The sequence below is a fragment of the Dolichospermum sp. FACHB-1091 genome, assembly GCF_014697585.1.
Lineage (GTDB): Bacteria > Cyanobacteriota > Cyanobacteriia > Cyanobacteriales > Nostocaceae > Dolichospermum.
Map to the genome: position 1 here is coordinate 36697 of NZ_JACJSB010000021.1, position 14716 is coordinate 51412.

Sequence of the window (14716 nt, forward strand, 5' to 3'; positions counted from 1 at the left end):
TATTTTTTTCCTCAAATCAGCAACGCCAATTATTACTCTTCTGGGGTAAAATTTTGGTCAAGAAAATTAAGAGCGTGGTTGCGGAGTTCAAAATATTCCGTTGAGTTCCGCATGGCCATTCTATCTCTAGGATGTGCAAAAGGAACTGTTAAAATTTCTCCAATGTTTGCAGATGGTCCATTAGTCATTAAAATGATCCGATCTGACATATAAATTGCTTCGTCCACATCATGGGTAATCATCATAACTGCTTGACGATGATGTTCCCAAATATCTAATACTTGACGTTGTAATTTACCACGAGTTAGAGCATCTAAAGCACCAAAAGGTTCATCCATTAATAACATTTTGGGACGAATTGCTAAAGCTCTAGCAATACCTACCCTTTGTTTCATACCTCCAGAAATTTCATCAGGATATTTGTCGGCCGCTGCTGTCAAGTTTACCATAGCTAAGTGTTCATTGACAATGCTAATTTTTTCGGCACGATTAGCATTTTTTAATACTTCATCTACAGCTAAACGGATATTTTCGCGGACAGTTAACCAGGGTAATAATGAGTAATTTTGAAATACCATCATTCTCTCTGCTCCTGGTTTACGAATCTCTTTTCCTTCTAAACGCACAGAACCAGAAGTAGCTTTTTCAAAACCGCCAATTATTTTTAATAATGTGGATTTACCGCAGCCAGAATGACCAATTACAGAAATATATTCATCTTCACCAATAGTTAAATTAATATTATTTAAAACGACAAATTTGCCTTTATCTGGGGTGGGATAGGATTTAACCAAGTTCTCAATTTCTAAAAATCCGTTTCGTTGTCTTTCTGTGGTATTATTATCTGTTAAAATTGGATATGTCATGATTAATCACCCTTGATCTAATTAACTTTTTTTTAAGACATAAAAAATCGAGCGGGAGCATTAGCGCGGATATCAAAACTATGAAGATATCCTACAGGATCACTGGGATCAAATCCTTTTTTATCTATAAATGCCTCTGGAGGTTCAACCTTATAATCATTTGCGGGACATTGAATACCCATTTCTGTGGCTATTTCCCGATATAAATCTGTTCTCCAACCTTTTGCGGCTACTTGTTCGGCGTTTTTAGGAATTTCTTTGATTTGTCCCCAACGGGCTGCTTGAGTCATTAACCAAAGACTGCGAGAACGCCATAAAAATGTTGAATGTTCTCCTATTTCGTGGGGAATAGTGTTAGGAAGATCATAAAAGATTGTGGTATCATCTGCTTTTATCGTGCGGTCTTGACCGTCAAAACCACCATAGTTATAATTACCAATAATTCCCGGTCCGGTAAACTTGGTAATAGGAACACCTGATTTTTTGGGTTTTGCACCAGTAAAAGCACGTTCTGTGAGTAATTCAGCTATTTGTTGACGATTTTCAGGTCGGCTACAATATTGACAAGCTTCTATCATGGCTTTTACTAAAGAACGGTAAGTTTTAGGGTAATTAATAATAAAAGATTCCATTACCCCTAATAGTCTGTCTGGGTGTCCGTGCCATATTTCCTTACCTTGAGCAAAAGTAAAACCAATACCTTCATTACCAGTAATTGCTCTAGTATTCCAAGGTTCAGCCACCATATAGGCTTGCATTGCGCCAATTCTCATATTTGTCACCATTTGTGGTGGAGGAACAATGATGATCCGAAATTCTTTAAGAGGATCAACACCCGCAGCAGCGGAAAGATAACGAGCGAAATATTCATAAATGGCAGAACTGAGGACTACAGCCCAGATTTTCTTTTCTGGGGGTTGTTTGTCAAAATAACCGCGAAAGTCCCTTCCAAAGGCTTCTAAAGCCCCCTCAGCGTATTTCTGTTGATATTCGTACCAAGGACGGATACCATAGTCCCACATTTCCTTATTCATGGTCATAGCGTTACCATGTCGGTGGATAGTCATTGCAGCACATAGGGGAGCATGACGGGCACCTTCCGCGCCAATTCTAGCATTAGTGACAGCACCGGAAACGACAGGGGAAGCGTCGAGACGACCAAAAATCAAGCCGTCGCGGGAAGTAGCCCAACTAGCTTCCCGGTTAAGTGTGACATTTAAGCCATATTTACGGAAAAATCCTTTTTTCCAAGCGATCGCAAATGGTGCACAATCATTAACAGGGACATAACCAACCGTAAGATTAGGTTTCTCTAAATCTTGGGGTCTAACTACCTGTGTCACCGCTAAAGCTTCTTCTGTTAGTCCGTTAGCAGACCTATCTCCAGAAACAGCACAGGAAGATAATATAATTCCCGCAGTTGTCGCACCCATTCCCGCAATAAAATCCCTGCGAGTTAAATAATTTTCACTCATAATAATTAATCATTAATAATTGAAAAATTCTCTTAAATCTCTCTGCTCCTTTGCGTGAGAAAAAATCATTAACCTCCTGGACGGTGAGTAACTAACTCTTGAATTTTGCCCACAGCATAATCTAAAATCAACCCTGTTAAACCAATTATAAACACTGCTAAAAACACAGAACTCAGATTTAAACGACTCCATTCGTCCCAAACAAAAAAGCCAATTCCTATACCTCCGGTGAGCATTTCTACAGCTACAATTACTAGCCAAGCAATGCCTAAACTAATTCTCAAACCAGTAAAAATATAAGGTAAACTAGCAGGTAAAATGATTTTAGTAATTTGTCGCCAGCGGGGCATTTCTAGGACTTGCGCTACATCTAAATAATCTTTGGGGACGCTAGAAACTCCCAAAGCAGTATTAATAATTGTTGGCCATAGCGACGTAATGAAAATGACGAAAATAGCGGAAGGATCTGCTAAATTAAAAAGAGATAAAGAAATGGGCAACCAAGCCAATGGAGATACAGGTTTAAAAATCTGAATAATGGGATTAAAAGCCAGCATTGCCGGTCTAGACATTCCGATTAAAAAACCCAAAGGAATGGCCACTAATGCCCCCAAACCAAATCCTAATATTACCCGGCGTAAACTGGCTAATAATAACCAACCAACTCCTAAATCACCCGGACCTCTTTCATAAAATGGATGTAAAATATATTCCCAATTAGCAATTAAAGCTTCTGGTGGTGTAGGCATTAATTCATGATTAGCTAATGCTACCACCCACCACAATAAAATAATTCCCAAACAGCCTAATGCTGGGAATAAAAAAGTGTCTTGAAAAATTATCGTTTTGGCTTTTCTCCACACAGTTTGACTAGCAACTGCTATAATGGCTGCTAAATTTAGTTGCAATATCATTTATTTTACCTCAGCAGAGTTAAGCGCGGGTGCAAAGAAATTAAATTAGATAGTACCAACCTTGGACACTGATGAGATCAGAACATCATGATAATTATTAATTATAATTAATAATTATGATTCTGTCTCTTCAGTCTTTTCTCAATGCCTAGGAAGTTAGCTGACGGGCTAGGGTTGAGAGATACCATTTTTTACTTTATTTTAGAATGATTTTGAACTTTAAAGCGCAAATTAATCAACTAGTCAAGACAAAAACACGCCCCACAATTTGGTTCTTCCGTTCCAGTGCTACTGTTGTAATGTACTGGACTAGGCTGACTTACTTGAAATTAATAGTAGTATGATAACATTGATATCTAGTGATAACATCAGTATTAATCATAAATATTAATCATAAATATTAGTATTAGTTACTTAACTGGGGTTTGGTGGAAAAGTTATCTGTGAGGGTAGGGAACTCTTAACCGTGACCAGTCAACCGTCAACCGTCATTTGTCTATGTAAATTGTCAACTTAGGCTAACTTTGACTGCTGATAAAAAATGACCAATTAAATACAGAGAACCGCATAATACAACTTGATTATCTGTGGAGGGACAAGCAACGTCTAAGGCTGAAAATACATCTGTATAAGTATTACAAAACTTTAAATCTGGACAAATTGACGCTGCTAAATTAGCTAATTTTCCTAAATCCGCTGAATTGCTATCGGGTACTGGCACTAAATACAATTTATCCCCTGGTTTGAGAAGTTCCTGAAAAATATCACTATGATCTTTGGTGGCCAGCATTCCCATTACCCAAGTAATGTTTTTAGTTTTGAGTGTATCTACATAATGACGTAAAACATTAGCTGAGGCTGGGTTGTGTGCGCCGTCAATGAGGATTTGATAAGTTTTCCAAGTAATCCATTGCATTCTCCCTGGCCACTTGGTTTTAGCCATTCCTTGAATAATAGCTTGTTCAGAAATTTGCCAATTCTGTTTTTGCAAGATTTCCAAAGCTGCTATTGCTAAGGCTGAATTATGTAATTGAATTTGTCCCTGTAATGCTAAGGGGTATTTTATTGTTTCTGGACTGGCTATTTTTTGATATTCGGCCCAGTTTTGATTAATTTTACGAGAGGGTGCGGGGGTAAAAATCGGGCATTGTAATTCTAGAATACGCGATCGCACGACTTTTTGGGCTGCTTCTGGTAATGAACCCACCACCACCGGACATCCGGGTTTGATAATTCCCGCTTTTTCTCTGGCAATATGGGTTGTAGTTGGTCCTAGTTGTTGCCAATGTTCTCGACTTATGGAAGTAATTATTGTCACTAAAGGATCATCACAGACATTAGTGGCATCTAAACGTCCTCCTAGTCCGACTTCAATTACCGCAATATCAACTTGTTGCTGGGCAAAATATAACCAAGCGGCTGCGGTAATTACCTCAAATTGGGTAGGAGATTCTTCATCTGGATTAATTGCTGCTTGAACTTTAAGTATTAATTCACACAATTTATCACTATTAATTGCTTGTTCATTCACACAGATACGTTCTGTCCAATCAACCAAATGGGGGGAGGTGTAGCGTCCAGTTTTATAACCAGCTTCAGTAAGTACCGCAGACAGATAAGCACAAACAGAACCTTTACCATTAGTACCAGCGACATGAACAATTGGCACTTGGTGATGGGGATTTCCCAAAATTGCCAATAAATTGACAATTCGAGATAACCCCAAATTGACACCAAAATGCTGAAAAGGTTGGAGTAGGGAATCTATGCTCATGGGAATTGTGTAATTGGTAATTTGGTAATTAGATTAGAATTGGTAGAACTCTTGCCTATTCTCTGTTCCCTGTTCCCTGTTCCCTGTTCCCTATTCTCCAAATTACGCTTCTTTGCTCAAAAAGTTTTGTATTTGTCTAATAGCAGCAGCGCCGATATTAAAAGCAGCCCAACTAGCAGCGATCGCTAAAGGTGCTAAAACAATTACTACACGAGTATCAATGTCCATATTTAGAAACCCTCTGTAAATTAAAAATTTTAAGTTTTTTGACATACCTCCTCGTCCTTTCATGAGCGAGGATTCTTTGACACTGCACTGACTGGTGCTACCGAAAAGTAGTCTTATTCAGTCTCCATGTCCGTTTATAGTCTCCCAATGCCCTGTGGCGACTATACCTAGTTTACTATAAAGCCGTCCTATAAGAACGGGGATTGTATCCGATTTTTTTTGGTCAACAGTTCTCAGTTTTGATTGAGAACTCAAGTGGGGAATTTTTTCAAGGTTGTATGTAAAGTTTAATTAAAAGTCGGTGGTCAGTTGTAAAACGTGAATCACCCATTACCAATTACCCATTACCAATTACCAATTACCCATTACCTAGTCAGCATGAAGCAGGGCTAATTGATAGTATTTTTCCGCGTGTGCAATGAGTTCAGTGATTTCGGTGTCTGTGAGTTGACGAACTACCTTACCGGGGAGGCCGAGGACTAGAGAACCAGGGGGGACATTTTTGGTAACTACTGCACCCGCACCGATAATACTACCTGCACCGACTCTAACACCATTTAAGATAATAGCACCAATACCAATTAAACTACCACGTTCAATGTGAGCAGAATGGACAACAGCCCGATGGCCAACAGTGACATAATCTTCTAAAATTGTTGGTAAACCCGGATCACCATGGAGAATTGCACCGTCTTGAATATTTGTACATTCGCCAATTTCAATCCGTTCTACATCACCTCTAACCACAGATCCATACCAAATACTGGCTCTGGCTGCTATGGTTACAGAACCAATGATTATAGCGTTGGCTGCCACAAAAGCAGCTTGAGAAAATTCAGGAGATTTTGAGTCAGAAGAGATAGACACGATAGAATATGGATATTGTACCCAGGAACACTGGAGAAACTCCAACCTTTAGGGCTGGTTGTCAAACCAGAATATCACGGCTTTGGCCTTCTATGGTCAGACGGTTGTGAAACTTGTTCTCAGGCACTATCCCCACTTTTATGCAGGAGTAAGCAAGTTATCTAAAGTAGTGGAGCAGGAGTGTAAAGTTAAACCTACTGGTGCTGGCAGAAAAACAATACTATGTTTATACGCACTTCATGATAAATCCAGGCTTTCAGTACCCGATATTTGGCCCTGAAATACAGTGTCCCCACTGTCGCCAAAATATTTCAGCGTTGACATTGACGGATACTTATTTGTGTCCCCGTCATGGCGCATTTGAAGCTGAACCCAAAACTGGGGAATTGGTTCATTTACAGTCCGGTCGTCACTGGCGCAGATGGGATGGCGAATGGTATCGTCAACATACTCATCCTGATGGGATTCGTTTTGAAATTCACGAAGCTTTAGATAAGCTTTATACTCAAGGTTATCGGGCTACGAGAATAATTGTTGCTAACCGTTATCAGGAGTTAATGAATGGCTATTTGGAACGTAGTACGCCCTGGCGTTCTGGACAAGGGGAAGTTACTACAGGGGCGCGGTTATATGGCTTACCTGTAGATTTTAGCCCTGATTCTGCCGCAGAACCTTGTTGGGAAGTGATTAATTTTGATTTGGATAAAGAACCTGGTGTACCAGTCCGTTACCCATATTTCCGGTTGTTTGAATAGGTAATAGGTAATAGGTAATAGGTGATTGTAAATATCTTCTTGTATTCCTACCTGTTCTCTTTTTTGGGTTTTAGGTTGTAGATTAATCCAAAATCTAAAATCCAAAATCCGAAATTCTATGCACCATACTTCGATTAGAACGGCAAATATCCATCTAGCGATCGCTTTTTATGAAACACTAGGGTTTACGGTGCGCGATCGCTTCACCACCGGTTATACTCTAGCTTGCTGGATGGAAGGTTTGGGAGGGAGAATTGAACTGATCCAAATTCCCCAACCAAAACCAGCCCCAGATGCTTTTGAGGATGAACATTATGTGGGTTACTATCATCTGGCTTTTGATTTAACACACATTACACCAGATTTACCAACTTGGCTAGAAAGTTTAAAAACACGGTTAGCTGCAAGAGAAAGTTTACCACCTCTGAAGATTCTTTTGCAACCTACACAGCAGCAAATAGGCGATAAAATCTTGGAAGTCACGTTTATCGCTGATTTTGACGGTTTACCTCTGGAGTTTATACGGTTTTTGCATAAATCTCCCGAAAATTAGTATTCATGCCTTTTGGCTGATATAATATTTTTCCCTTTCAGGTACACTTTTATTTTCTATGGGGTACTCAGGAAACATTTGCTCAATTTTTCTAGTCCATCAATATATGTAATCTAAGTTACATATATCTATTCGCCAAAGATATGTCTTTTTTTTCTCTAGCACAACGACATCGCTTTTCTTTACTGATCTTGAGTCTTTGGGTAATAGCCGCATTTTCATTAAATCACGATGCTACTTTTAATCTCAAAGAAGGGGGTTTATCAACAACACCCTACAAGTCCAACCCGGAAAAATCCCTGGAAACACTAGTTACTAAAGAAACAGCCAATTTCGCCATTACAGCAAACGTGCGGAAAACAGTCCTCGACAATGGCTTAACCGTGATCACGAAGGAGGTTCATAATGCTCCGGTGGTGACAGTACAAGTATGGTATAAATTTGGTTCTGGTCAAGAAGCAATTGGGGTAAATGGCATTGCTCACCAATTAGAACATATCATGTTTAAAGGTACTAGCGATCGCCCGATTCAATTTGGCCAGTTATTTAGTGCTTTGGGTAGTGATTCTAATGCTTTTACCAGTTATGACCAAACCGCATATTACAACACTGCTCAAGGGCATAAACTCACCTCTGTGTTAACCTTAGAAGCAGATAGAATGAAGAACTCACTCATAGATCCTCAACAGTTAGCTAGTGAGAAACAAGTGGTGATTTCTGAATTACTTGGTTACGAAAATAGCCCGGAATATCGTCTAAAACGCGCTGTCATGAAGTCAGTTTTTCCCAATCATCCTTATGGTTTACCCATTGGTGGTACTAAAGCTGATGTAGAGAAATTTACGGTTGAACAATTAAGAGAATATTACCAAAAATTCTACAGTCCTGACAATGCTGTTTTGGTAATTGTCGGGGATTTTGACACCACACCAACGTTAAAAAGTGTCAAATCTATTTTTGGTAAAATTCCTAAAGGTCAATATTCATCCCATAATCTTATAACTCCATCCTATTCCCCATCACCTGCAATTAAACTACAAGAACCGGGAGGAAATCCATTACTACAGATAATTTATCCCCTTCCTCAAATTAATCAACCAGATGTACCTGCTTTAGAGGTCATGGATTATATCTTAACTGCGGGTAAAAATTCTTACCTATATCAAGAGTTGGTAGAATCGGGTTTAGCTAGTGATTTGAAAGCAAATGTCGCTAGTTTACGGGCTGGAGGCTGGTATGAAATATTAGTAACTGCTGCGGAAAATCAGGATTTGTATAAAATTGATGCAAAGGTAACAAAAGCATTAAAAGAAGTTATTAAAATTGGTGTCACTACAGAACAAGTAGAACGAGCAAAAAGCCAATTAACAGCTTCAGTTATTTTAAATAATCGTGATATAACCAGTCAAGCCATGCAATTGGGTAATGATCAAATCACAACAGATAATTACCAATATACAGAAAATCATTTAATAGATATTCGGAAAGTTCAACCCAAGGACGTAATTAATGTCATCAATAAATATCTAAAACCAGAAGCGCGGACAGTGGGATTTTTTGAACCTACTCAACAAACAGGTACAAATCTGATCAAATCTGATTCCGAGATCAAAAAAGATCATTTTGTCGCTGATATTACTGAAGTCCCAGCAGAAGTAAAGAAATATTTACCACCTGTAGATATCTTACCGAAAACAGGAATCAGGGAAATACCCCAGGAGTTAAAATTTGCTAATGGTTTACGCATACTACTATTAACAGATAGGTCTACCCCTACAGTTACTTTAAGCGGACATATTAAAGCAGGAACAGAATTTGATGGCAGTCATAAGGGAGGATTAGCCTCCTTAGTAGCAGCAAATCTGATGAATGGGACGAAAACCAAAGATATGCGGACTCTTGATCAAGAATTAGCAGCAAAAGGCGCAAATTTGGACTTTCAAGCCTATCGGGAAGGTGTGAGAATCAAAGGTAGCAGTTTAGCAGCAGATTTACCGATTTTACTCTTAACATTGACAGACGTAATTAAAAATAGCACATTTCCAGAAAAAGAGTTCAAACTCTCGCGTCAACAGGCTTTAACCTCCCTAAATTCAGATTTAGATGATCCTGAAAAGATTGCAACTCGTATCTTCCTTCAATCTATTTATCCGAAAAAACACCCACTACATAGCTTTCCGACAGCAGAGAGTATTCAGAGTATTAAACGTCAAGACGTGATAGCTTTTAAAGCCCAACATTATCGTCCAGATACTACAGTATTAGCAATTGTAGGCGATTTTGATATTAACAAAGTGCGATCGCTCATTCAAGCACAACTAGGCAACTGGCAAGTAAAAGGCCAACCACCAGTGGTAAAATACCCCAAAGTGGAGATGCCAAAAAATGTCATTAATCTTAATCCCGTTGTTCCTGGTAAACCCCAAGCAGTTACTTATATGGGTTATACAGGGATTAATCGTCAAGATAAACGATTTTACGCGGCGATGGTCTTGAATCAAATTCTCGGAGGTGATACATTATCAAGTAGACTAGGGGCGGAAGTGCGCGATCGTCAAGGCTTAACCTACGGAATTTATAGTAATTTCATCACAGGTAAGAATGTCGGCACATTTTTAATTGAAATGCAAACCAGTCCAGAAGACGCACACAAAGCCATTTCCAGTACCCGTAACCTGCTCAAACAAGTTCACCAACAAGGTGTTACCCTAGAGGAAGTAGAAACAGCCAAAGCTAATTTAATCAGTAATTATCATATTTCCTTAGCTAGTCCAGAACAACTCAGCGAAATAATGGTCATGAATCAGGTTTATGGCTTAAATCAGGTAGAATTACGCTCATTTGTTAGTAAGATAGAGCAGGTTAAATTAAGTCAAGTCAATCAAGCTGCTCGTGAGTTACTTCACTCTGATAAAATTGTTGTCGTCACAGCAGGTCCGCCAATTCTTGCCCATAAAAACATCAAGTGAGTATAGTTATGAGTCATAGTCAGAGGTGTAATCTACAACTATCTATTTAGCTATGAGTAAATTTTTGACTGTTATTTTCTCCCTGCTCATGAGTATAGTGATCATGGGTACATCTCCAGCAACAGCAGAGAATCTATCGCATAATCTCTTAAAACAACCAGTTATAGAAATTACGGTTAGCTTGAGTAATACTGCTAATGAATTAAAATTTGAACCGAATTACTTAGAACTTATCCCTGGTAAACGTTACAATCTGAAATTAAATAATCCTAGCTCCCAAAAACATTATTTTACTGCTAAAGACTTTGCTGATGGAATTTGGACACAAAAAGTCGAAGCGGGTAAGGTAGAAATTAAAGGTAATATTCACGAACTAGAACTTAAACCTGGTGCAGAAGCAGAATGGGTGTTTGTCCCCATAAAATCAGGAAAATATGCTTTACGATGTACTATAGCTGGACACACAGAAGCGGGAATGAAAGGAGAAATTGTGATTAAGTGATCATCTGTTTCTAGAGGCGCGAAAATAAGTTAACGTAAATATAGATATTTTTGGCAATAAATCTCAACAAATTCACACTTAATCAGTAAAGCACCAATAATTTCTCAATTTAATGATGAACATTTTCACCAGCCTGCTTTCGCAACCAGTCCAGCCAAAACCCGAAAAACAACAACGTCGAGGGATTGAAATTAAATCCCCCCGTGAAATCGAAATTATGCGGCAATCAGCTAAGATTGTAGCAACCGTCCTCAAAGAAATTTCTGAGCTAGTGCAGCCGGGAATGACGACGGCTGATTTAGATGCTCACGCAGAAAAACGTATCCGGGAAATGGATGCAGTACCTAGTTTTAAAGGATATCACGGTTTTCCGGCTTCCATCTGCTCCAGTATTAATAACGAAGTTGTCCATGGGATTCCTAGCCCTAAAAAGGTAATTCGGTCTGGAGATGTTTTAAAAGTTGATACAGGAGCTTATTATCAAGGTTTTCACGGTGATTCCTGTATTACTATCGCTGTGGGGAATGTCACAGATGAAGCTGCAAGACTGATTAAAATAGCTGAAGAATCTTTATACAAAGGGATTGAACAGGTAAAAGCTGGTGTCCATTTGACGGAGATTGCGGGTGCAATTGAAGATCATGTAAAAGCCAATGGTTTTACGGTGGTAGAGCAATTTACTGGTCATGGTGTAGGTAGAAATTTGCACGAAGAGCCAGCGGTTTTTAATTATCGGACTCATGAAATACCGAATGTAAAATTACGCTCAGGGATGACCTTAGCAATTGAACCAATTTTAAATGCTGGTTCTAAAAATACCAGAATTTTAGCTGATAGATGGACAGCGGTAACGGTTGATAATGCTTTATCGGCTCAGTTTGAGCATACGGTGTTAGTGACAGATACTGGTTATGAAATTCTCACTGATAGAGAACAACTTTAAAGGTGATTTTGGTGATTTTGGTGATTTTGGTGATGTAGATGATTAATGGACAACGGATAAAAGACAACCTACTTAATTACATTGTTAATTCCCACCAAGTTTTTTGACCAACCATACCATCTGCTGATAAAGTTCGACGATTTTGAAAGGCTTTAACAGCGGCTTCGGTGATTGGTCCAAAAACGCCATCAACAGGTATTCCATAACCATTAGAAACTAAAAGTTTTTGTAAAACTCTCACAGATATACCTGAGTTACCAAAACTAATCACGGGCATAGGATTTTTACGGGTTGTGGGATATCGTGTTGATAATTTAATATCTGTTGTTGCTATAATGTCTATGTCACCAGCATCAGCCAAAAGAAGTTGTGGTTCAAAAGAATTGACAGACATTTGTTTTTGTCTAATTTGCTCAAAGATTTTGTTCCGTCGAAAAGATATGGCTAAGGGATGAGTTAGGAAAGGTTCACTTATTTGTATAAATTCTGGTGGTGTAATTTGAGTCAGGGAAATTAACTGGGTTGATTGACTATTTGTTAATGGCACACCATTTTCTAAGTGAAACAGGGTTTGGTTGAATGGAAAATGGGGAATATTTAGTTCTCTTGGATTAAATACACCCATCATCAGCAGTCCGATTTCAGTCATTGTATTTTATAGATATACTTACTCTCTGGGCAAAAGGTAAAAACCAAATATAATTACTGTATAAAACTACTAATATGGAACTACTAATATTTATACGTAATTTCAACTTAAAGAAAATTACTACTATGAAATAGTCAAAAATAATCTTGTGTATGGAGTTTTTCTAGCCATTGAGGACAATTGATGTATCACAACCATTAAGATTTAAATTACAAGTAAATATCCTCAAGAAGTTGATATCAAAAGGACGATCTGATTTGAGACTATAAGAAGACTATAAGAATTATTAATTTTAGTCATCTATCTTAAGGGAGTTCAAATTATTAAAAAAATATTTACGGCAGATTGCAATGTGTTTGAGTATAAAAAAATTCCCAATCTAATCTAAATAGATTGGGAATCTCAGATTGTCAAGATTTGACTAGGGTAATAGTTTAACCAATACTATTGGCAACTGGATGAAAGTAAAAGGCAAAACCTAATACAGTATAAGCTGCTAGAAGTAAAGTCCCTTCTAACCAATTAGATTTACCATCAGAACTAATACTATTAGCAATTAACACTGATACAGCAACGGCTACTAATTCAAATGGGTTAAAATCTAAATCCATGGGTTGACCAATTATCCAACCAGCAATGACTAAAACTGGGGCTACAAATAGGGCAATTTGCATACTTGAACCCACAGCAACAGACATAGAAAGATCCATTTTATTTTTCATGGCTACAGTGACTGCGGTAGCGTGTTCAGCGGCGTTACCGATAATGGGGACTAAAATCACCCCGGTAAATAGTGCGCTTAAACCTAGTTTAGATGTAGCAACTTCTAGGGAACTGACTAATAATTCTGACTCAAAGGCAACTAACAAGGTACAGGCTAAAAGTACACCAGTCCACAACCAAATATTTGGTTTTTCATGGGAAACCTCTTCTTCTCCTTCTATTCCTTCTAAGTCTACTACACCAACTTCATACAAATACGCATGAGTTTTCATAGAAAATAGTAGTGTTAAACCGTAAACTAGAATTAAGACTATAGCCACTGCTAGAGAGAGATTCTGTACAGTTTTTTCACTAATACCTATTGAGGTATAGTTCATTGCAGTTGGTAGTAAAATGGCAATTACCGCCAAGTTCATGGAGGAGGCATTTACCCGCGCTACAACTGACTCAAATGTTTGTTCTTTGTAACGAATACCGCCTAGTAACATGGATAAACCCATGACTAGGAGTAAATTACCAATAATTGATCCAGTAATACTGGCTTTGACAACATCAATTAGGCCTGCATTCAGGGCAACTAAGGCAATAATTAATTCTGTAGCATTACCAAAAGTCGCATTTAAAAACCCGCCCAGAATTGGACCGACTACCACAGCTATTTCTTCGGTCGCTGTACCCATCCAAGCGGCTAGGGGTAGTATAGCTAATGCAGCAGTGATGAAGATTATTAAGTCTCCCCATTCTAAAAAGTGGGCTGCTAGAGATACGGGTATAAACAGCAGCATTACGGTGAAAATAATGTTCTTGATTGACATTTTTACCTTAATTTCAGGGGATCTGGCACAGATGTCTGAAATATCATCTGCATTTGCACACCTATCATATCTGCCAGGGCTAGTAATTGGTAATTGGTAATGGGTAATGGGTAATTGGTAATTGGTAATGGGTAATGGGTAATTGGTAATTGGTAATTGGTAATGGGTAATTGGTAATTGGTAATTGGTAATTGGTAATGGGTAATTGGCTTCATCTATATAGGAATAATATTTGATTTTTGATAGCTTGCGTCGCGTAGCCATACAAGACTCAGTAGGTATCAATTCTGTCTTTCTTCCTGTGTTCCCTGTAACCTGTTCCCTGTAACCTGTTCCCTGTAACCTGTAACCTGTTCCCTGTTCCCTGTAACCTGTTCCCTGTTCCCTGTAACCTGTAACCTGTTCCCTGTTCCCTGTACCCTGTTCCCTGTTCCCTGTAACCTGTACCCTGTAACCTGTTCCCTGTACCCTGTACCCTGTACCCTGTACCCTGTTTCCTGTTCCCTGACCACACAAGTAAATTCACAAAATCAAACCGGATTCCTATAGTTGTATTCTTGTTTAGAAATGATTGTGATAAGATTTAGTTTTGTTTCTTATGTTTTATTTATAACTGATTTTGTGAGACAACAATTGTAGAAAGGTAGACATAGCAAGAATCTTCTTCAAAATTGCACATTTAT

General features: G+C 38.5%; 13 protein-coding genes and 1 riboswitch. Of the genes, 5 read left to right on the forward strand and 8 right to left on the reverse strand.

The window, feature by feature from the left end; translation table 11 throughout:
• Nucleotides 1–32: 32 nt before the first annotated feature.
• The 6 genes from H6G25_RS14275 to H6G25_RS14300 form a co-directional block, all read right to left on the reverse strand.
• A complete protein-coding gene (locus tag H6G25_RS14275) occupies nt 33–866 on the reverse strand; it encodes a nitrate ABC transporter ATP-binding protein (RefSeq protein WP_190393048.1) in 834 nt (277 codons plus the stop codon).
• A gap of 32 nt (nt 867–898) precedes the next feature.
• Nucleotides 899–2341: an ABC transporter substrate-binding protein gene (locus H6G25_RS14280; protein ID WP_190393049.1), complete on the reverse strand. Its 1443-nt coding sequence runs from the start codon at nt 2339–2341 to the stop codon at nt 899–901.
• A 68-nt stretch (nt 2342–2409) separates the two neighbouring features.
• The gene (gene ntrB, locus H6G25_RS14285) at nt 2410–3255 is read right to left on the reverse strand and encodes a nitrate ABC transporter permease (RefSeq protein WP_190393050.1); all 846 of its coding nucleotides are present in this window, start codon (nt 3253–3255) and stop codon (nt 2410–2412) included.
• Between the two features lie 130 nt (nt 3256–3385).
• Nucleotides 3386–3581: riboswitch (cyclic di-AMP (ydaO/yuaA leader) on the reverse strand.
• A gap of 182 nt (nt 3582–3763) precedes the next feature.
• Nucleotides 3764–5029: a folylpolyglutamate synthase/dihydrofolate synthase family protein gene (locus tag H6G25_RS14290; protein WP_190393051.1), complete on the reverse strand. Its 1266-nt coding sequence runs from the start codon at nt 5027–5029 to the stop codon at nt 3764–3766.
• Between the two features lie 102 nt (nt 5030–5131).
• On the reverse strand, nt 5132–5257 hold the full coding sequence (locus H6G25_RS14295) for a photosystem II protein Y (protein ID WP_028082918.1): 126 nt from the start codon (nt 5255–5257) through the stop codon (nt 5132–5134).
• Nucleotides 5258–5626: 369 nt separating this feature from the next.
• Nucleotides 5627–6124, reverse strand: coding sequence for a gamma carbonic anhydrase family protein (locus tag H6G25_RS14300; protein WP_190393052.1), 498 nt, complete (start codon nt 6122–6124; stop codon nt 5627–5629).
• Nucleotides 6125–6363: 239 nt separating this feature from the next.
• Between H6G25_RS14300 and H6G25_RS14305 the strand changes: the two genes are divergently transcribed.
• The 5 genes from H6G25_RS14305 to map all read left to right on the forward strand — a co-directional run bounded on the left by H6G25_RS14305 (nt 6364) and on the right by map (nt 11846).
• A complete protein-coding gene (locus H6G25_RS14305; RefSeq protein WP_190393053.1) occupies nt 6364–6879 on the forward strand; it encodes a TIGR02652 family protein in 516 nt (171 codons plus the stop codon).
• Nucleotides 6880–6997: 118 nt separating this feature from the next.
• Nucleotides 6998–7432, forward strand: coding sequence for a VOC family protein (locus H6G25_RS14310; RefSeq protein WP_190393054.1), 435 nt, complete (start codon nt 6998–7000; stop codon nt 7430–7432).
• Between the two features lie 143 nt (nt 7433–7575).
• Nucleotides 7576–10401 carry a pitrilysin family protein gene (locus tag H6G25_RS14315; RefSeq protein ID WP_190393055.1) on the forward strand — a complete coding sequence of 942 codons (2826 nt, stop codon included), beginning with the start codon at nt 7576–7578 and terminating at the stop codon, nt 10399–10401.
• 52 nt (nt 10402–10453) lie between these two features.
• The gene (locus H6G25_RS14320) at nt 10454–10903 is read left to right on the forward strand and encodes a plastocyanin/azurin family copper-binding protein (RefSeq protein WP_190393056.1); all 450 of its coding nucleotides are present in this window, start codon (nt 10454–10456) and stop codon (nt 10901–10903) included.
• 115 nt (nt 10904–11018) lie between these two features.
• Nucleotides 11019–11846: a type I methionyl aminopeptidase gene (gene map, locus H6G25_RS14325; RefSeq protein WP_190393079.1), complete on the forward strand. Its 828-nt coding sequence runs from the start codon at nt 11019–11021 to the stop codon at nt 11844–11846.
• Between the two features lie 76 nt (nt 11847–11922).
• Here map and H6G25_RS14330 read toward each other — a convergent pair whose 3' ends face one another.
• On the reverse strand, nt 11923–12495 hold the full coding sequence (locus H6G25_RS14330) for a peptidoglycan-binding protein (RefSeq protein ID WP_190393057.1): 573 nt from the start codon (nt 12493–12495) through the stop codon (nt 11923–11925).
• A gap of 434 nt (nt 12496–12929) precedes the next feature.
• Entirely contained in the window at nt 12930–14033 is a 1104-nt protein-coding gene (gene cax, locus H6G25_RS14335; RefSeq protein WP_190393080.1) for a calcium/proton exchanger, read from the reverse strand.
• Nucleotides 14034–14716: the final 683 nt, after the last annotated feature.